Annotated in this window: 16 protein-coding genes, 1 other RNA gene, 1 pseudogene and 1 other annotated feature; of the genes and pseudogenes, 3 read left to right on the plus strand and 15 right to left on the minus strand. The window is 39.8% G+C overall.

What is annotated here, in order from left to right; all coding sequences use genetic code 11:
• Window positions 1-2: 2 nt before the first annotated feature.
• Window positions 3-479, minus strand: a complete 477-nt coding sequence (locus tag RCG17_RS05700) for a PRC-barrel domain-containing protein (protein WP_308174280.1) — start codon at window positions 477-479, stop codon at window positions 3-5.
• Window positions 480-641: 162 nt separating this feature from the next.
• Between RCG17_RS05700 and RCG17_RS05705 the strand changes: the two genes are divergently transcribed.
• Window positions 642-1,343: a peptidoglycan recognition protein family protein gene (locus RCG17_RS05705; RefSeq protein ID WP_308174281.1), complete on the plus strand. Its 702-nt coding sequence runs from the start codon at window positions 642-644 to the stop codon at window positions 1,341-1,343.
• Window positions 1,344-1,560: 217 nt separating this feature from the next.
• Here RCG17_RS05705 and RCG17_RS05710 read toward each other — a convergent pair whose 3' ends face one another.
• The 5 genes and pseudogenes from RCG17_RS05710 to cymR form a co-directional block, all read right to left on the minus strand.
• Window positions 1,561-3,960, minus strand: coding sequence for an SF1B family DNA helicase RecD2 (locus RCG17_RS05710; RefSeq protein ID WP_308174282.1), 2,400 nt, complete (start codon window positions 3,958-3,960; stop codon window positions 1,561-1,563).
• Between the two features lie 24 nt (window positions 3,961-3,984).
• Window positions 3,985-4,638, minus strand: coding sequence for a tetratricopeptide repeat protein (locus RCG17_RS05715; protein ID WP_308174283.1), 654 nt, complete (start codon window positions 4,636-4,638; stop codon window positions 3,985-3,987).
• A 95-nt stretch (window positions 4,639-4,733) separates the two neighbouring features.
• Window positions 4,734-5,852 carry a tRNA 2-thiouridine(34) synthase MnmA gene (gene mnmA, locus RCG17_RS05720; protein ID WP_308174284.1) on the minus strand — a complete coding sequence of 373 codons (1,119 nt, stop codon included), beginning with the start codon at window positions 5,850-5,852 and terminating at the stop codon, window positions 4,734-4,736.
• Window positions 5,853-5,891: 39 nt separating this feature from the next.
• A pseudogene (locus tag RCG17_RS05725) lies at window positions 5,892-7,033 on the minus strand (cysteine desulfurase family protein).
• Window positions 7,034-7,065: 32 nt separating this feature from the next.
• Complete coding sequence (gene cymR, locus RCG17_RS05730) at window positions 7,066-7,485, minus strand: cysteine metabolism transcriptional regulator CymR (RefSeq protein WP_308174285.1); 420 nt, start codon at window positions 7,483-7,485, stop codon at window positions 7,066-7,068.
• A gap of 256 nt (window positions 7,486-7,741) precedes the next feature.
• On the opposite strand from cymR, the gene RCG17_RS05735 reads away from it, so the two are divergent.
• Complete coding sequence (locus RCG17_RS05735) at window positions 7,742-9,013, plus strand: replication-associated recombination protein A (RefSeq protein WP_308174286.1); 1,272 nt, start codon at window positions 7,742-7,744, stop codon at window positions 9,011-9,013.
• A gap of 34 nt (window positions 9,014-9,047) precedes the next feature.
• On the opposite strand, the gene RCG17_RS05740 is transcribed toward RCG17_RS05735, so the two are convergent.
• Both RCG17_RS05740 and RCG17_RS05745 read right to left on the minus strand, forming a co-directional pair.
• Window positions 9,048-9,998: an ABC transporter permease gene (locus RCG17_RS05740; RefSeq protein ID WP_308174287.1), complete on the minus strand. Its 951-nt coding sequence runs from the start codon at window positions 9,996-9,998 to the stop codon at window positions 9,048-9,050.
• Window positions 9,995-10,912 (minus strand): ABC transporter ATP-binding protein, encoded by a 918-nt coding sequence (locus tag RCG17_RS05745; protein ID WP_308174288.1) that lies wholly within the window; start codon window positions 10,910-10,912, stop codon window positions 9,995-9,997. The genes RCG17_RS05740 and RCG17_RS05745 overlap by 4 nt, the downstream gene beginning before the upstream one ends.
• 111 nt (window positions 10,913-11,023) lie before the next feature.
• On the opposite strand from RCG17_RS05745, the gene RCG17_RS05750 reads away from it, so the two are divergent.
• Window positions 11,024-11,347 (plus strand): hypothetical protein, encoded by a 324-nt coding sequence (locus tag RCG17_RS05750; protein WP_308174289.1) that lies wholly within the window; start codon window positions 11,024-11,026, stop codon window positions 11,345-11,347.
• A gap of 9 nt (window positions 11,348-11,356) precedes the next feature.
• On the opposite strand, the gene RCG17_RS05755 is transcribed toward RCG17_RS05750, so the two are convergent.
• The 7 genes from RCG17_RS05755 to RCG17_RS05785 all read right to left on the minus strand — a co-directional run bounded on the left by RCG17_RS05755 (window position 11,357) and on the right by RCG17_RS05785 (window position 18,910).
• Window positions 11,357-12,118, minus strand: coding sequence for a tRNA threonylcarbamoyladenosine dehydratase (locus RCG17_RS05755; RefSeq protein ID WP_308174290.1), 762 nt, complete (start codon window positions 12,116-12,118; stop codon window positions 11,357-11,359).
• Between the two features lie 136 nt (window positions 12,119-12,254).
• A non-coding RNA gene (gene ssrS / locus RCG17_RS05760) (6S RNA) lies at window positions 12,255-12,452 on the minus strand.
• Window positions 12,453-12,514: 62 nt separating this feature from the next.
• Window positions 12,515-14,290: an aspartate--tRNA ligase gene (gene aspS, locus RCG17_RS05765; RefSeq protein WP_308174291.1), complete on the minus strand. Its 1,776-nt coding sequence runs from the start codon at window positions 14,288-14,290 to the stop codon at window positions 12,515-12,517.
• Window positions 14,291-14,306: 16 nt separating this feature from the next.
• Window positions 14,307-15,578: a histidine--tRNA ligase gene (gene hisS / locus RCG17_RS05770; protein WP_308174292.1), complete on the minus strand. Its 1,272-nt coding sequence runs from the start codon at window positions 15,576-15,578 to the stop codon at window positions 14,307-14,309.
• Window positions 15,579-15,659: 81 nt separating this feature from the next.
• Window positions 15,660-15,897, minus strand: a binding site (T-box leader).
• Between the two features lie 48 nt (window positions 15,898-15,945).
• Window positions 15,946-16,251 carry a hypothetical protein gene (locus RCG17_RS05775; protein WP_308174293.1) on the minus strand — a complete coding sequence of 102 codons (306 nt, stop codon included), beginning with the start codon at window positions 16,249-16,251 and terminating at the stop codon, window positions 15,946-15,948.
• Between the two features lie 2 nt (window positions 16,252-16,253).
• Window positions 16,254-16,694 carry a D-aminoacyl-tRNA deacylase gene (dtd, locus tag RCG17_RS05780; protein WP_308174294.1) on the minus strand — a complete coding sequence of 147 codons (441 nt, stop codon included), beginning with the start codon at window positions 16,692-16,694 and terminating at the stop codon, window positions 16,254-16,256.
• A 20-nt stretch (window positions 16,695-16,714) separates the two neighbouring features.
• Window positions 16,715-18,910 carry a RelA/SpoT family protein gene (locus RCG17_RS05785; RefSeq protein ID WP_308174295.1) on the minus strand — a complete coding sequence of 732 codons (2,196 nt, stop codon included), beginning with the start codon at window positions 18,908-18,910 and terminating at the stop codon, window positions 16,715-16,717.
• Between the last annotated feature and the right edge of the window lie 76 nt (window positions 18,911-18,986).

Consider the following 18,986-nt stretch of genomic DNA (forward strand, 5'->3'; position numbering starts at 1 on the left):
CCTCACGTATCGTTTACGTCTACGATAATGGCATCTTTTCCGATTGCAGGGGGTAAATAAGTTTCAATCACTTGTTTACCTTCTGTGATATCCGTAAAGAAACCATCCGTAACCTCATACCCTACAATGGTGCCCACTTCTTCTTGAAAATATACGTCTTTTAGTAACCCAAGAGAGTCACCGCTTTTGGAAAGCATCATCTTTCCATACAAGGGACTTTGATGGGAAATTGTATTTTCAGGAGTAGATTTTAGCTTTTCGAGCTGCTCGGAACTCTCGATCATGACGCCATCCCAGCCAAAAGAGGAGACCTTATCGATAGCCAAAAAATATGTCTGCTTGAAGAAGACGCCTTTTTTCACCAACAATCCCGTTACCTTTCCATTATCAGAAATAGATAGGTCACAAACATCTCCTATTTTCTTACCGCTTCTTACGTTATATATTGGCATACCTTTTAATAATGAATATGTCCGCAAAGAAGTCTCCCACCTTTCCGAACATTTTTAGTTTCAACCAAACTCCATAAAAAATAAGGGGTAACGTTTACCAAACGTTTTCCATTAACCTCCAAACCCTTTCTGGAATATTTTCATGGCCGCTCTTCAAAATATGAATATCTCCATGAAAGGATTTAAATAATGAAAAAAAAATGGTTGTTTTTCTATTGTTTACTTGTATTAACATTAATGAATGTAACTCCAGCCACTAAAAATGCTGCTGCCGTTGGTCAAGGACAGTATATCCTAATGACAAGGGAAGAATTTAAAGATTGGTTATTTCAAAATTCATTCCATCGAAAAATAACTTTAATTCAACACCATCACACCTGGTTACCTTCATATAAACAGTTTCATGGATCCAATCATTTTATGATGTTAAAAGGCATGGAAACCTTTCATGTAAGAAAAATGGGGTGGAAGAATATTGCTCAAAATATTACAACTTTTCCTGATGGGAAGGTAGCAGTTTGCAGACCTTTTGACATGGCACCCGAAGGGACAATAGGGGCAACGGCGAATAGCACAGGGATCGCTATTGAAAATATTGGGAACTTTGATATTGGCCGCGATATCATGACAGCTGAACAAAAAGAAACGATCGTGTATATCACTGCACTGCTTTGCCTTAAATTCGGACTATCTCCCTCTGTAGATAGCATCACCTATCATCATTGGTGGAATTTAAAAACGGGGGAAAGAGTATTAGACAACGGCCCAGATTATAATGTGAAGACTTGCCCGGGAACTGAATTTTTCGGAGGTAATGGCACAGCCAGCGCAAAGAATAATTTTTATCCATTAGTATTGCGAAAGATGCAAGAAATAAAAACAGCCCAATAATAAAGAAAACTCGACGATTGGCGAGGCCCTAAGGGCGAAGACAGAGGCGTAGTTGTACTTGCCAGGCTCGTAGAGTGCCACGTCCTGTGGCACTCGCCTGACTAGGACATCCTGTCCGTCGTGCGACATAAGAAAGTATAAATTTTGGAGAAAATTTATACTTTCTTATTAGCCTAGGAAAAAAAAAGGACCTTGCAGGGTCCTTTATCTTTTTTCATCAAAAATCATAAGGCGTTAGGTTTTCCATACCAATCATCGGGTCTGTACTCATGAGCATTTCTTCATAGGAAAGATCTTCTTGCAAAACTACTTCTTTAAGTTTATCACTTTTAACAAAGATTGCTTCTTGGAGTTTTTCGCAAAGTGTGGTTTGCCGATTCTCCTCATCTGCTCTTTCTACTCCCATCCTTAGGGCATCCTCTTCGCCGCATAAAATCAGAAATTGTTTACTCCTGGTAATTGCCGTGTAAATTAATTTCCGCCTTAACATTCGATAATAGCTTCGCGAAACAGGAAGAATAACAATCGGGAACTCGCTTCCTTGCGATTTGTGAACAGAACAGCAATAGGCAAGCGTGATTTGGCCTAAATCCTGGCGGGTATATGTCACTTCATTACCTTCAAAGGAGATGACCACCATATCTGTTTTTTCCGTATTTTCCTTGGCATAAAAGATGGATACAATCTCACCAATATCACCATTGAAAACATTGCTTTCAGGCTGATTTATCAACTGAAGAACTTTGTCTCCAATTCGATATTTTATTTCACCAAAGGTTATTTCCTTCCTCGTTCCATCAGGGTTGGGATTAAAAATCTCCTGAAGTAAGTGGTTGAGGCGGTCAATCCCAGCAGGCCCCCTGTACATGGGAGCAAGCACTTGAATATCTTTTACAGAATAACCCTTCGTCTTCGCATTCAATGCTACCTTTTCAACAACCTGGGAAAGCTGTGTTGTGGAGCATTTTATAAATGAACGATCAGGCTGCTGCACTGATATATTTTGGGGCAGATGTCCATCTTTTATTTCATGAGCAAGTTCGATGATCGATGACCCCTCCGCCTGCCGATAAATATCTGTTAATCTTACGGTTGGAATCCGCTCAGAAGCTAACAAATCCTTAAGGACCTGCCCTGGTCCAACGGATGGTAATTGGTCCTCATCACCTACGAGAATCACTTGAATATTTTCCGGTAATGCTTTAAATAACTGATTGGCGAGCCAGATATCCACCATTGAAGTTTCATCAACAATCAGAAGCTTACCTTCAAGAGGACTAGTATCATCATGATCAAAACCTTCAGTCCCATTAAAGCCAAGTAACCGATGAATCGTCACCCCCGGCAATCCAGTTGATTCACTCATCCGTTTTGCAGCTCTTCCAGTTGGCGCAGCTAGTAAAATTGGAAAAGGTTGTTCTTTTTTATGGTAATCTTTCGGATCCAATGAGCAGCCATGCAGTTCAGCGTATAACTCAACAATCCCTTTAATGACTGTTGTTTTCCCAGTTCCGGGGCCACCTGTTAAAATAAGCATTGGTGACATTAACGCAGTCTGAATGGCATCCTTTTGAGTTGGCGCATATTGTACCCCTAATCTTTCCTCCAAGCTTCCAAGGGCAAGGAGAAACTCTGATTCTGGGAATTGGTCCTCATAATCGGTTTGGGAAAGTATCCGTTTAATATGAGTGACAAGGCCTTTTTCGGCAAAATTTAATGAAGGCAGATAAACTCTTTTTTCCTCAACAACCAGTTTTCCTTCTTCTTGAAGCTTAATGACCTCATTCGAAATATCCATAAATTCAATTTGGTCCCGATTGTTTTCTTCGAGAAGTTGTTTTACTTTCTCCAATAAATCCTGAGTCAAAATGTAAACATGGCCATTTTGGATGCTTTCATTTTCCAGTGTATATAGACATCCTGCTTTGATACGGTCAGGATGATTTCCTGATATCCCTAGCTGATAACCAAGCTCATCTGCCCGACCAAAGCCGATCCCTTCAACATCCTCAACAAGCTGATAAGGATTTTTTCGAATGACATTTAGCGTTTCTTCTTTATACGCTTGATAAATCTTCATCGAAAGCTGCGGACCAAAACCATATTGGTTTAAGGCAATCATTACCTGTTCGAGCCCTTGATGTTCCATTAATGTATCATAAAGCAATTTTGCTTTTTCGGGAGGGAGTTTGGGGACTGTATCAAGTAAGGAGGGCTGGTTTAGAATTTTAGAAATCGCATTCTCACCAAGTGTTTCTACAATATTCTCAGCAGTTTTTTTCCCAATTCCTTTGAACATTTCACTTGAAAGGTAAGCGGCAACTCCTTGCTTTGTTTGCGGCATGTCTTTCCGAAAGTGAGTGGCATGAAACTGCATGCCAAACCTTGGATGTTCTTTAAAGGCGCCGTAAAAAATATAGGATTCCTGTTCATGGATTTTTGGAAAATAGCCAGTAACGACGGCTTCCTTGTCTTCATACTGTTCATTTGTCTCTTCAATGCGAATTCTTAAAACGGTGTATAAGTTCGATTCATTATGAAAAATCGTTACCAGATGCCTTCCCTTAACGAATTTTTCTTTTTCCGAAAACAAGTCAAGTGAATCTTGAACCTCCATTCAACTCCCCCCTTTCAAAAAAAACTAATTGTTTAAATCCAATAATCCTTTAACGGTGTTGGCAAGTTCATGGTTTGGCTGAATCTCCAAACTTTTATTAATCATTTCTTTCGCTTTTGCTGTATCCTCTTTTAAAATGTAGCCAACCCCTAAATTATAATAAGCATCCGCATGAGCTTGGTCCAATTCAATACATTTAATAAACTGTGACATTGCTTCATCAACCAGCTCAAGCTGGGCAAGACACAATCCATATTGAAATACGGCTTCCACGTCTTTTGAATTAAGTTCAACACTTCTTTGTAAATATGGAAGAGCAAAGCGGCCTTTTTCAAGCTGAATTAGAGACATCCCTAGCATAAAAAAGTTATCACTTGTTTCAAGTCCCATTTTCATAGCTTTTTCAAACATATTTTTTGCCTGGTCAAACCGTTCACTGTTGTAATGAAGATTTCCAATACTGTAATAAGCGGCAATAGCCTTTTCATCAAGGGAAAGAGCTCGTTCGAAAAATTTCAAGGCCTTTTCTTCGTCCCCGACGGCAGCCAGTACATTTCCAAAATTAATATATCCGACTGGATCTTTAGGATTTTCACTAATCGCATCATTAAAAGCTTGGGCTGCTTCTTCCAACTTTCCGTCCTGCATATATTGAACACCTAATTGGTTTTTATCCATATTGATACCACCGTCCTACCTGAAAGTATAACATATTCGGTCCTGTTCTTCTTTTAAAACATAAAGAAAACCCCGCCAGAAACGAGGTCTAAAAATTAGCCAACATAGGTTAGCATTTCACTATTTTTGAATACTTTATCAATCGTACTACCGCCAAGACATTCTTCTCCTTGATAAAAAACAGCTGATTGTCCTGGTGTTACTGCCCTAATAGGTTCATGAAAAATCACTTGAACCTGATCATCATCTAAAAGGCGAACAGTTACTTTATGATCTTCCTGACGATAGCGGAATTTTGCGGTACATTCAAACTCAGCAGGTTTTTCTTTATTCGAGACCCAGCTGACTTTATTGGCAATAATGGCATCCGAATAAAGCTTTTCATGATGAAACCCTTGTCCGACATATAGGACATTACGTTTTAAATCCTTACCAATCGCAAACCAAGGCTCACCTGAACCGCCAATACCAAGTCCATGTCGCTGTCCAATTGTATGATACATTAAACCTTCATGCGTACCCTTTATTTCACCATCAAAGGTTTCCATATTCCCTTTCTTTGCTGGGAGATAATTGCTTAAAAATTCTTTGAAATTTCGTTCACCGATGAAACAAATTTCGGTACTGTCTTTTTTGGCAGCTGTCGCAAGTTCGGCTTCCCTGGCAATTTCACGAACCCTCGATTTCTCCAGTTCTCCTATTGGGAATAAAACCCTCTTGAGCTGTTCTTGTGATAATTGATTAAGAAAATAAGTTTGGTCCTTATTTTCATCCAGCCCGCGTAGCATTTTATATTCCCCATCACGGTAATCCACCCGCGCATAGTGCCCTGTAGCCACATAATCAGCGCCAAGGTTGATCGCGTGCTCTAAAAAGGCTTTGAATTTAATCTCCTTATTACACATAACATCGGGATTTGGCGTTCTGCCTGCCTTATATTCCTCAAGAAAGTAAGTGAAAACCTTGTCCCAATATTGTTTTTCAAAATTCACTGCATAGTAAGGAATCCCAATTTGATTGCAAACGCGAATAACGTCATCATAATCTTCGGTAGCGGTACAAACACCATTTTCATCTGTATCGTCCCAGTTTTTCATAAAAATTCCGATTACGTCATACCCTTGTTGTTTTAAGAGAAGAGCTGCTACGGAGGAATCAACTCCTCCTGACATGCCGACAACTACTCTTGTATGTTTTGGATCCTTTGTTTCCATTTAATTCACCTCGACTATCAGATTGAAGGTCTGAAAGGTTTATTTTCTAAGGCGCTTCACAATTTTTGCGGTTTCCTCAGCAGCACTAACAATCTGTTCTTCTGTTGTGTTATAGCCAAAACTAAACCGTATCGAATTGTTCAAACGCTCTGAATTTTTTCCAAACATCGCTACAAGTACATGGGAAGGTTCAATGGAACCTGCCGTACAAGCCGAACCGCTCGAGACGGCGATTCCAGCCATGTCCAAATTAACGAGCATCGATTCGACATTTGTACCTGGAAAGCTTAAGTTTAATACATGCGGCAGCGAATATTCAAGCATTCCGTTTAAGGAAAATTCTACATCCTCGTGCTTAAGTACTTGCATAAACGTTTCTTTAAATTGTTTAAAGCTTTCTTTCTTGCTTTCCCGCTCCGCTTGAGAAATCAGGACAGCTTCACGAAATCCGCTTATGGACGGAACATTTTCTGTTCCAGCCCGTCTTTTTCGTTCTTGATCGCCGCCGAAGGACCGTGGAGCTAATTTTACATTTTCCCGTGCAAATAAGAAGCCGGTTCTTTTGGACCGTTAATTTTATGGGCAGAAACTGCTAAAAGGTCGATAAAACTTTTATTAACATCGATATTTTCTATCCCATAGGCCTGGACTGCATCTGTATGAAAAAAAGCTTGATGATCAGCGAGAATCTGGCCAATCTCAGTGATAGGCTGTAAGGTTCCAACCTCGTTGTTGCCATACATCACTGAAACAAGAATCGTATCATCTCGGAGCGAGGCTTTCAATTCTTCAATGCTGATCCGCCCTGTCTCATCTACAGGTAAATAGGTCACTTCGAATCCCATTCTTTCTAATCTTTGACAAGCATGGAGAACAGCATGATGTTCAACTTGAGTTGTAATGATATGCTTTCCGTTGTTTTGATAACCTTCGGCAACACCAAACAAGGCCATGTTATCTGCTTCCGTTCCGCCGCTGGTGAAAATAATTTCATTTTGCTTTGCCCCAATACTGGCAGCCAATGTTTCACGGGCCTGATCTAAAAGATGGCGGGCTTCCCTGCCGAATGAATGTATACTTGAGGGATTACCAAAATTTATGTTATGTGCTTCAAATATTTTCTCGGCCACTTTTGGATGCATTGGTGTTGTTGCGGCATGATCGAGATAAATACGTTCCATTCCTACACCTTCAATTTCATCATTTTTTTCATTTAAATATAAAACATATATCCGTCAGATACAACATCATCACTGTGTTTAGCCAAATCATCAATGGTTGTGCTATCAAGAACATCTTTAATCGCATCCCTAATGCGAATCCAAAGCTCTCTTTTCGCAGGTTCCTCGTCTTCAATCCCCTCAACAGGAGTAATCGGTCCTTCTAGGACGCGGATGACATCCCCTGCAGTAATGTTGGAGGGCTGATCTGCTAAAACATAACCTCCATATGCTCCCCGAATACTCTTTACCAGCCCGGCATTTCGGAGCGGTGCAATTAATTGTTCTAAATAATGCTCTGATAAATCATTGGTTTGGGCTATTGACTTTAAGGAAATCGGCCCCTCCCCATGTCTTTTTGCAAGTTCAATCATAATAGTTAATCCATAGCGTCCTTTAGTTGAAATTTTCACCAACTAACACTCCTTTCAATTTTTCATATAGCGGTATATGTTCCTAATGCGCGAATAATTTAATGAAAAAACTTGAATTTCACCTTTTTCAGAATTGCTGATCCTATAAATATAGAATGTACTAAATTAATACTACCAAAATCCTCAGTAATTTGATAGGCATTAGAAATTATAGCATAATCTCTGGATATATGCTTTTTGCAGAGAAAATGTTACTGTAATAGTAATAAATGTTTGAAACAATGGAGCGGATTTTATGGCATTAAAACCATTAGCATTTCGAATGAGACCTAGGACAATCGATGAGATTGTTGGCCAGGAACATTTAGTTGGCAAAGACAAGATTATTGCCAGGATGGTAAAATCCCGGCAACTAACCTCAATGATCCTTTACGGGCCGCCCGGTATCGGCAAAACATCGATCGCAAGTGCGATTGCAGGAAGCACAAATTACGCCTTTCGAACGCTGAATGCAGTAACAAATAATAAAAAGGACATGGAAATTGTTGCGGCAGAAGCCAAAATGTCCGGAAAAGTCATCCTTCTTTTGGATGAAGTCCATCGCTTAGATAAAGCCAAACAGGATTTTCTGCTTCCATTTTTAGAAAATGGGATGATTACGTTGATTGGTGCAACTACAAGCAACCCCTACCATGCGATCAATCCCGCGATTCGAAGCCGTTGTCAAATTTTTGAATTAAAGCCATTAACTCCGGATGAAGTACGGACTGCATTAGTACGTGCTATCAAGGATGAAGAGCGAGGATTTGGGGAATTAAAGCTTGATATACCAGATGAGGCGTTAGACCATTTTGCCAATGGTTCAAATGGGGATGTCCGAAGTGCGTTAAATGCACTAGAATTAGCAGTATTATCAACAGATCCAAATCAAGAGGGTATCATTCTTATCGATTTAGGAACAGCAGAAGAGTGCCTGCAAAAGAAAAGCTTTGCCCATGATAAAGATGGTGATGCCCATTATGATGTATTGTCAGCTTTTCAAAAATCGATTCGCGGCAGTGATGTCAATGCAGCCCTTCACTATTTAGGCAGGCTGATTGAAGCTGGCGATCTTATTAGTATCAGCCGACGCCTCTTGGTTATTGCCTACGAAGATGTTGGTCTTGCCTCCCCGCAGGCTGGAGCCCGTACCTTAGCGGCAATTGAAACTGCAGAAAGAGTCGGTTTTCCAGAGGCAAGGATTCCACTTGCAAATGCAGTGATTGAATTATGCCTTTCGCCAAAATCGAACTCTGCGGTTTTAGCCATTGAGGCAGCCCTAAGTGATATTCAAAAAGGAATTGTCGGCGAGGTTCCCGACCACTTAAAGGATGCGCATTACAAAGGAGCAAAGGACTTGGGCCGAGGCATCGATTACCTTTACCCGCACAATTACGAAAATGGCTGGGTCAGACAGCAATACTTACCAGATAGAATCAAAAATAAACAATACTACCAACCGAAAAAAACCGGTAAATTTGAACAGGCACTTGGCGTTGTTTATGAAAAATTAAATAAAAGCAAATAAAAATCTGCCTTTGTATGGGCAGATTTTTTATACTTTAAGCTGCAACATCCCTTTTGTTAAAAACATAGAAAGCAAGAAAATGAAATAGGAGGAAATAAGCGAACAGGACAACGACCGAAAAAGATAATGTCATCCCTTCGATCAAAGGCGTTCCTTCAAAATACGGCATTAAATCAGTATTCGCAAATAAAATATATTTTGCCCATGAGAACTTTAATGACAGCAGTTCCGTCAATTGAGTACCTGTAAACATCAAAAATATCGAAAGACCGACTGCAAGTGAACTGTTTCGAAATACAGCAGAAATCATAAAAGCCATCGTTGCCAGCATGATCATATTGATCGAGTTCAATCCATAATAGATCAGCATATGTACAAACATACTTTGTTCACTAACAATTCCATTATTATAATTCAAGTAAATGGACGAATGATCAGCTGTCCCAAATAAAATCGCACCTATTGCTGAAGAATAGGCAAATAAAATCACCAGCAGAAAAATAGCATACAATAAAATCGTTAAATATTTTGAAAGCAATATTTTTACTCTCATAATTGGCCTTATTAATAGCAGTTTAATTGTTCCCCAAGTAAATTCACTGGCCACAATTCCTGCTGAAATAATGATCGTAAACAATCCTGCGACATCAATTAACTCAGCGGCACTATTAACAAAATCCCAAAGATGATAGCTAGTTTCTGGCGGAATATGATGTTTAATTCGATAGGAATTAATCGTGATTTGCTTCTTAAAATCTTGTTTTTCTAACGGTGAGCGGCTGCCCTCCATCTGCCTCTGTAATGCTACATTTTCCTGCTTTAGATTTTGTTCCCAGTTCTTTGTCCCTTCAAAATTGGTGTCATTTTGTTCAAACTTTAATACGACACCGAAAATGGTAGTTGCGATCAAGAGAATGGCAATCATAACATATGTACCCGGCCGTTTAAATATCTTCATCCATTCATTTTGGATTAGCCCAATCATGATCTAACATCCCCTTTTTCACTAGTTACCTCAAGGAAGCGGTCCTCTAGCGTTTTGGTTGCTTCCCTAATGCCAAAGATTTGAACATCGGCCGCTATGAGTTCCTTTACTGCAGCGGGGACTTCTTCTCTTTTTAATTGTACGGTTATTCCTTTCCGTGATGTTGTTACTCTTCGTCCTTGGTTCTGCAGCACCGAAGTAGCTGTATCACTTGGAACTACCTCAAATTCGTATACGCTATCAGCACCATGAATAAATTCCTCAACAAGCTGGACATCAACAAGGCGTCCATTCTGGATAATACCGATTCGGTCGCACATCATTTCCATTTCAGAAAGCAAATGGCTCGAGACGATCACTGCCATATTTTTTTCACGGGCAAGAAGCCGCAAATAATCCCGAATTTCTCTGATTCCAGCTGGATCCAGCCCATTTGTCGGTTCATCAAGAATCAGTACTTCTGGATCATGCAAAAGACATTGTGCTAAGCCTAAGCGTTGCCGCATCCCAAGCGAATAGGTTTTTACTTTATCATGAATTCTCTCCGTTAAGCCAACAAGCTCAACAACCTCATTAATTTTCTCCTTTTCTACTCCATTTGTCATTCTTGAAAAATGAACAAGGTTATCGTATCCACTCATAAATTTATACATTTCCGGATTTTCCACGATTGCTCCTACATGGCCCACAGCTTCTGTAAAGTGCTTCTTTATGCTGGCCCCGGCAATCGTGATATCACCCGAGGTAATCCCCATCAAGCCTACCATCATCCGAATGGTTGTCGTCTTTCCTGCTCCATTTGGACCTAAAAAGCCAAACACTTCTCCTTTATTAACGACAAAGCTAATATCATCTATGATGGTCCTGCCTCTAATCACTTTTGTCACACTCTTTAACTCTACGATTGGTTCCAAGCTCTATCTCCTTCCTTTAGACAAGTACTAGACAATTTTACCAAATTGGTAACTTTTTTTCTTGTTTAATTAGGTATAATTATTAACAAATCTAAGATTGGAGATGTGTGCATGGTCTATAAATCCCGAACTGAATCAAAGGAATTATTAACTTTACGATCTTTAAAATTACGAATGGAACTGTCCGATAAAGATGCAAAAAAATATTCTTCCGTTGAAAAAGGCTTTGAGGGGGAGAGAATGTTTGATGAATTTTTAGAAACAATCGCAGGGAATTGGTTAACTTTAAATGACTTGGGGCTTAGGAAGACGATTAGAAGAATACTTTCGAAAAATTTTAAGGAAATGGGGAATGGTCCCGCAACTTACTATATAAAGCCATCAGGTAATCTTCTCAAAAAGAAAACCCCCAAACAGTATAGTTCAGGGATTTAATCGCCAATTTTAGTCAGACACACGGGTAATTTTAATATCTTTAAGTAATTGATTTACAACGTAGCTTGCCATGATTAATCCGGCAACCGATGGCACGAATGCATTCGATGCAGGAGGCATTTGTGCCTTCCTGATTTCGGCATTTTCTTTTCCAACTACTTTTCTCACGTCCTCACGAATTACGATTGGACTTTCATCTGAAAAAACCACTGGTATTCCCTTACGGATCCCTTCTTTTCGCAGTTTTGTGCGGATCACCTTTGCAATTGGGTCCGTATGGGTTTTAGATATATCGGCAATTTGAAAGCGTGTTGGATCAATTTTATTAGCAGCGCCCATGCTAGAAATGATCGGGATATTCCGCTTTAAGCATTCTTTCATCAAATGAATCTTGTAAACAATTGTATCGGAAGCATCAACAACAAAATCCAAATTATAATCAAATATTTGCTCATAGGTCTCTTCGGTATAAAAAATCTTTAAAGCAACTACTTCACAGTCAGGGTTAATATCTTGGATTCGTTCTTTCATTAAATCAGCCTTGGGCTGGCCCACAGTTGACAACAGGGCAATTATCTGGCGGTTAACGTTTGTGATATCGACATCATCTTTATCAATTAAAATCAGGCGGCCAACCCCTGATCGGGCCAATGCTTCTGCCGCAAAAGAACCGACACCTCCGATTCCCAGAACCGCAACGGTACTGTTCTTCATGATGTCGAGTCCTTCTTTCCCAATTGCCAATTCATTTCTTGAGAATTGATGTAACATATATTTCACTCCATTATTAAAATTCGCTTACATTTCTTTTTCCCGTAAAAAAATATATCATACACGATGTTAAATGCAAGTATTTCCATAGGAATACAAAAAAATCCCCCATTTTTACGGGAGATTACGAACGTAAAAGAGTCCCGAGCGTGCCGTCGTTTTAAACCTTTGTTTTGATCCCGCCCTCGGCAGGTGGGTGTCCTGTTTCCAGCTTTTGTAAGTCCCCTTAAATCCCGATGGATTGGGGCATTTACGCTGCTAGAAAACTCTAGACTCCCTTAGATAAAATGTTCGGTCAAAACTTCAGGTATACCAACGTACACTTCAGGACTCTTTATTTATTGATTTTATTCTAGCATAGTTGAAAGCGCTATTCAACCTTAACAAAATAGGCTATTATTTATTTTTCTTAACGTTCAATGACAAGTGAAGTTCATGTAATTGTTCCAAAGAAACCTCACCAGGAGCATCTGTAAGCAAGCAGCTTGCACTTGCTGTTTTAGGGAATGCAATGGTATCACGAAGATTAGAGCTGCCTGCAAGAAGCATAACAAGACGATCCAAGCCCATGGCGATTCCACCATGTGGAGGTGTTCCGTATTCAAAGGCTGTCATTAAGAAACCAAATTGCTCATTGGCTGCTTCAGGAGTAAATCCAAGCACCTTGAACATTCTTTCCTGAATATCACGTTCAAAAATCCGCAGTGAACCTCCGCCAAGCTCATATCCATTTAAAACAATGTCATAAGCTTGAGCTCTAACTTTTTCAGGCTCACTTTCAAGGAGTGGAAGATCTTCCCTAAATGGCATTGTAAATGGATGGTGGGCAGCATAATAACGATTGTCGTCTTCAGAGTACTCAAATAATGGCCAATCGGTAACCCATAGGAAATTGAATAAGCTTTGATCAATTAAATCTAATTCTTTACCCAACTTTATCCTTAATGCACCCAATGAGTCAGCAACCACACTCTTTTTATCGGCAACAAATACAAGTATATCTCCAATATTGGCTTCAAGTGTAGCCGAAATGGCTTTACTTTCATCCTCTGTAAAGAATTTTGCAATCGGACCTTTTAAGCCATCCTCTTCAACCTTAAGCCAGGCAAGTCCTTTTGCTCCGTAAACAGCAACAAATTCCGTTAAAGCATCCATGTCTTTGCGTGAATATTTTTCTGCCGCACCTTTGACATTAATCCCTTTTACTTGTCCGCCTTTTTCAACTGCTGCTGCAAAAACCTTAAAGCCGGAGTTTTTAACGATTTCGGAAAGATCAACAAGTTCAAGACCAAAACGCGTATCAGGCTTATCAGAACCAAAACGGCCCATTGCCTCATCATAGGTCATTCTTGGGAATGGAGTTGAAATCTCAATTCCTTTCACTTCTTTCATCACTTTCGTCATCATGTTTTCCATCAGGTTCATGATATCGTCCTGACCTAAAAAGCTTGTCTCAATATCGACCTGTGTAAATTCAGGCTGACGGTCTGCACGCAAATCCTCATCACGGAAGCAGCGAGCGATTTGATAGTACCTTTCAATTCCTCCTACCATCAACAACTGCTTAAATAGCTGTGGTGATTGTGGAAGAGCATAGAACTCACCAGGATGAACGCGACTGGGCACAAGATAGTCACGTGCTCCTTCTGGTGTGCTTTTTGTTAAAATTGGTGTTTCAATATCTAAAAACTCTTCAGAATCAAGAAAATCCCGAATCGATTTTGTCACTTGATGACGCATTTTTAATGTGTTAAAAATAACGGGTCTGCGGAAATCCAAATAGCGGTATTTAAGCCTTACATCTTCTGAAACATCGGTCTTATCCGCAATTTCAAAAGGCGGAGTTTTTGCCGCATTAAGGATTGTCACTGATTTCGCCTGAACCTCAATTTTACCAGTAGAGATGCTGTCATTAAAGGTCGCTTCTTCGCGGGCAACAACAGTCCCTTCCACACTAAGTACGTATTCACTGCGGATTTTTTCAGCAGTTTGCAATGCTTCCAAAGATGTTTCGGGATTAAATACAACTTGAACAATGCCGCTGCGGTCCCTTAAATCAATAAAAATCAACCCGCCCAAATCACGGCGTGTTTGCACCCAGCCTTTTAATGTTACCTTTTCACCTACCGCTGTTTCTGGTACTTCTCCACAAAAATAACTTCTGCCAAACATAATCTGATGATCCCCCTTATACTTGCAATTCTTGGAAATATTTTATAAATAAAGCTAATTCTACTTCTACTTGCTCGCCAGTTTCCATGTTTTTCAAATTGATCTTATTGTTTTGGAGTTCTTCTTCTCCTAAAACTGCAACATATTTTGCTTTCATGCGGTCAGCAGCTTTAAATTGGGCCTTAATTTTTTTGTCCAAATAATCTCTTTCAGCTGAAAAACCGGCAAACCGCAGCTGCTGTAAAAGCCCTACGGTATAATCTTTTGCTTCCTCACCAAGAGAAACTAAATATATATCAATTCCTTGATTGGTATTAAGGTCAATTCCTTCTGCGTTAAGCGCAGCAATAAATCTTTCAATACTTAAGGCAAAACCGATTCCTGGTGTTTCAGGACCGCCGATTTCTTCGACTAAGCCATTATAGCGGCCGCCGCCGCATAAAGTTGTTATCGCACCAAAGCCTTCTGCATTACTCATAATTTCAAACGCTGTGTGGTTATAGTAATCTAAACCACGAACAAGGTTTGGGTCTACTTCAAATGAAATATTTAAAAGCGTTAAATATTGCTGAAGTTTTTCAAAATATTTTTTCGAATAATCATTTAAATAATCAATGATCGAAGGTGCTGTCTTCATTAATTCATGATCATGGTCCTGCTTACAATCAAGAATTCTTAGCGGATTTTTGTCCAATCTTTTTTGACAATCCTCACAGAATTCGTTGATCCTTGGACTAAAGTGATTCACAAGTGCTTCGCGGTGAGCATGTCTGCTCTCCTTATCGCCTAAACTATTAATAACAAGCTTTAACTTTTTTAGACCCATTTCTTTATAGAGATTGATTGCGAGGGAAATAACCTCAGCATCAATCGCGGGGTCATTGCTTCCTAATGCCTCAATTCCGAATTGGACAAATTGACGGAAACGGCCTGCCTGCGGACGCTCGTATCGAAACATCGGCCCCATGTAATAGAGCTTTACAGGTTGATTGGCATTTCCAAACATTTTTTTCTCGACATAGGCTCTAACCGTTGAGGCGGTTCCTTCCGGTCTTAAGGTGAGATCACGGTCACCGCGGTCTTTGAACGTGTACATTTCCTTTTGAACGATATCGGTTGTATCTCCAACCCCTCGTAAGAACAATTCTGTATGTTCAAAAATTGGGGTACGGATTTCGTGGTATTGATATTTTTCACAAAGCTCTCTCGCTTTGTTTTCAATCAACTGCCATTTTTCAACTTCACCTGGCAGTATGTCTTGAGTTCCTCTAGGGATGCTGATTGACATAAGAGTTCCCTTCCTCCTTTTGGATTTTAAATCTTCGTTAACCAAGACAAATAAAAAAACTCCCGTCCCTTGTTATAAATAACAAGGGACGAGAGTTTGATCCCGTGGTGCCACCCTAGTTGAAGTGCAAATAGATGCACTTCCGCTCTTACCGTTAACGCCTGGTTACGTTCTCCTCCTACTAGAGACTTGCTTTTTCAGAGGGAAGCCTACGGAGTGTTCATTCATTAAGACACATGCAGAAATGCTCGCAGCCCAAGGCATTTCCTCTCTTACCATGTTGTGATACTTAACTACTATGCTCCATCATTGGTTATATTCATAAAGTTATCAGATTACATAATCATACGAAGCTTATCGAATAATGTCAAGATCTCTCTAAATGTTTTTTTAATTTCTTTACATCTCCCAATGTCAACCCAAACTCAGAGGCAAGCTCATAGGCAGATGATTGCTGCTCTTTTTGAATGATATCATGAAAATCAACACCAAAAAGACGGCCTTCAGAAGCATGCACGTTCATTCCCTTATCACTCATTCTCATCTTTTTCACCATCCCATCCGTTCTTGTCTCCTCTATTTTGTCCAATTGCACGCTTAAACTTACAAGTGGATGGAAAAGCGAAAAAATTTTGTCATAAAAAAATAACCTGACACCATAAGTGCCAGGCATCACTATTTACTCTCTACGATCAGAGTAACAGGACCATCATTGACTAATGACACTTCCATCATTGCGCCGAAACACCCGGCTTCGACATGTACTCCTTTTTCTTGAAGGAATCGATTAAAAGCGTCATAAATTTGAATAGCCTGATCAGGTCTTGCTGCTTCCATAAAGTTAGGGCGTCGACCCTTAAGGCAGTTCCCATATAAAGTAAATTGGGAAATCGATAATATTTGCCCGCCCACATCTAATAAAGATAAATTCATTTTTTCTGCTTCATCCTCAAAGATGCGGAGGTTTACAATTTTATCTGCCAAATAAGCTGCGGCATCTTCGTTATCGTCATGCGTAACACCAACAAGGAGAACAAGTCCGTTATCAATTTTCCCCGTGACCTCTCCTGCAACCGTTACACTAGCCGCCTTACTTCGCTGTACAACTACTCGCATTTCTAAGTAAACTCCTTCAACTAATTCATCATTCTGCGAACAGAATAAATATCAGGTATCTGTTTAATCCGTTCAACCACTTTTTGCAAGTGACTGACATTATGGATCATAATTGTCATGTTAATCGTAGCCATTTTGTTGCGGTCTGTTTTACCCGAAACAGCTGAGATATTTGTTTTTGCTTCATTCACTGCCTGTAATACAGAATTTAATAAACCCCGGCGATCATAACCGGTTATTTCAATATCTACATTATATTCTTTTCGATCATTTAGCGTTGTTTCCCATTCTACAGGAATAAGTCTTGATTGGGCATCAGAAGTCTCAATATTTGTACAATCTGCCCGATGAACAGAAACACCCCTGCCTTTTGTAATAAAGCCAACAATTTCATCACCAGGGACTGGATTGCAGCATTTAGAAAGGCGGATCAACAAATTATCAATACCTGAGACACGCACCCCGGACTCACGCTTTTTAGAGGAAGGAAATGCCTTTAAATCAGAAATCTTATTCGCAATGTTCGTTGCCTGTTCCTGATCCCGTTTTTTACGCCATTTCTCCGTTAGACGATTGGCGACTTGAAGTGCAGTTACACCGTTGTAGCCAACAGCAGCATACATATCGTCCTCATTGGTGAAATTGAATTTTTCCGCTACTTTTTTAAGATTTTCAAGGGTTAAAATTTCTTTAACATCAAACTCCATTGTGCGGATTTCTTTTTCGACCAATTCTCTTCCTTTGTCGATATTTTCCTCACGACGCTGCTTTTTAAAGAAAGCACGAATTTTATTTTTAGCTTGCGAGGTTTGGGCCAGTTTTAGCCAGTCTTGGCTTGGTCCATAGGAATGTTTCGACGTTAAAATTTCGATGATATCGCCGGTTTTTAACTTATAATCGAGTGTAACCATTTTGCCATTTACTTTGGCTCCAATGGTTTTATTACCAATTTCCGAATGAATCCGATAGGCAAAATCGATCGGAACAGAGCCCGCTGGAAGTTCGATGACATCCCCTTTTGGCGTGAAAATAAACACCATGTCCGAAAATAAGTCGATTTTTAATGACTCCATAAATTCTTCTGCATTGGCAATGTCATTCTGGAATTCAAGAATTTCACGGAACCATGTCATTTTTTCTTCAAACTCATTGCCATCTTCTAAGGTTTTGCCTTCTTTATATGCCCAATGGGCCGCAACCCCGAATTCGGCAATTCGATGCATTTCAAATGTTCGAATTTGTACCTCAAGTGGGTCACCCTTCGGTCCAATAACAGTCGTATGAAGGGATTGATACATATTCGGCTTTGGCATCGCAATATAGTCTTTAAATCTGCCTGGCATTGGTTTCCAGCAAGTATGAATAATCCCTAAAACGGCATAACAATCTTTGATGCTATTGACAACAATTCTTACGGCTAGTAAATCATAAATTTCGCTGAATTGCTTATTTTGCAGCACCATTTTACGGTAAATACTATATATATGCTTAGGACGACCAGAAAGCTCAGCTTTAATTGACACTTCGCCCATCCTGCTGCGAACTTCGGCAATCACATCATCTAAATATTGTTCACGTTCAGCCCGTTTTTTCTTCATTAAGTTAACAATTCGATAATATTGCTGTGGATTTAGGTACCTTAATGCGATATCCTCTAGTTCCCATTTTATTTTGGAAATACCCAGACGGTGGGCAAGAGGGGCAAAAATTTCAAGAGTTTCATTTGCAATCCGCCGTTGTTTTTCAACAGGCAAATGCTTTAATGTTCTCATATTATGAAGCCGGTCAGCAAGTTTAATCAGAATTACACGAATATCCTGCGCCATCGCGACAAACATTTTTCGATGGTTTTCAGCCTGCTGTTCCTCGTGAGATTTATATTTAATTTTACCTAACTTCGTCACACCGTCGACAAGCATGGCCACTTCTTCATTGAAGACCGTTTCTAAATCCTTTAATGTAACGCTGGTATCCTCAACAACGTCATGAAGAAAACCCGCAGCAACAGTGGCGGGATCCATTTCCAGATCTGCAAGAATTCCTGCTACCTGAATGGGATGAATAATATAGGGTTCACCCGATTTTCGATATTGTTCACGATGAGCATGTTTGGCATATTCATGTGCCCTTTTGACTAATTCAACATTCTCATCATTTAAATAGGCTCTAGTCTTGTCGATGACTTGTTCGGCGGTTAACATTTGATCATTCGCCATGAAATCACCTTTTATTCATATCGTTATTTAAATTTCATTCTATGATTAACTGCTCCGAAAAAAGGTTATCCGCACT

This window comes from Neobacillus sp. PS3-12, assembly GCF_030915385.1.
In the GTDB taxonomy this organism is placed as follows: domain Bacteria; phylum Bacillota; class Bacilli; order Bacillales; family Cytobacillaceae; genus JAEVLT01.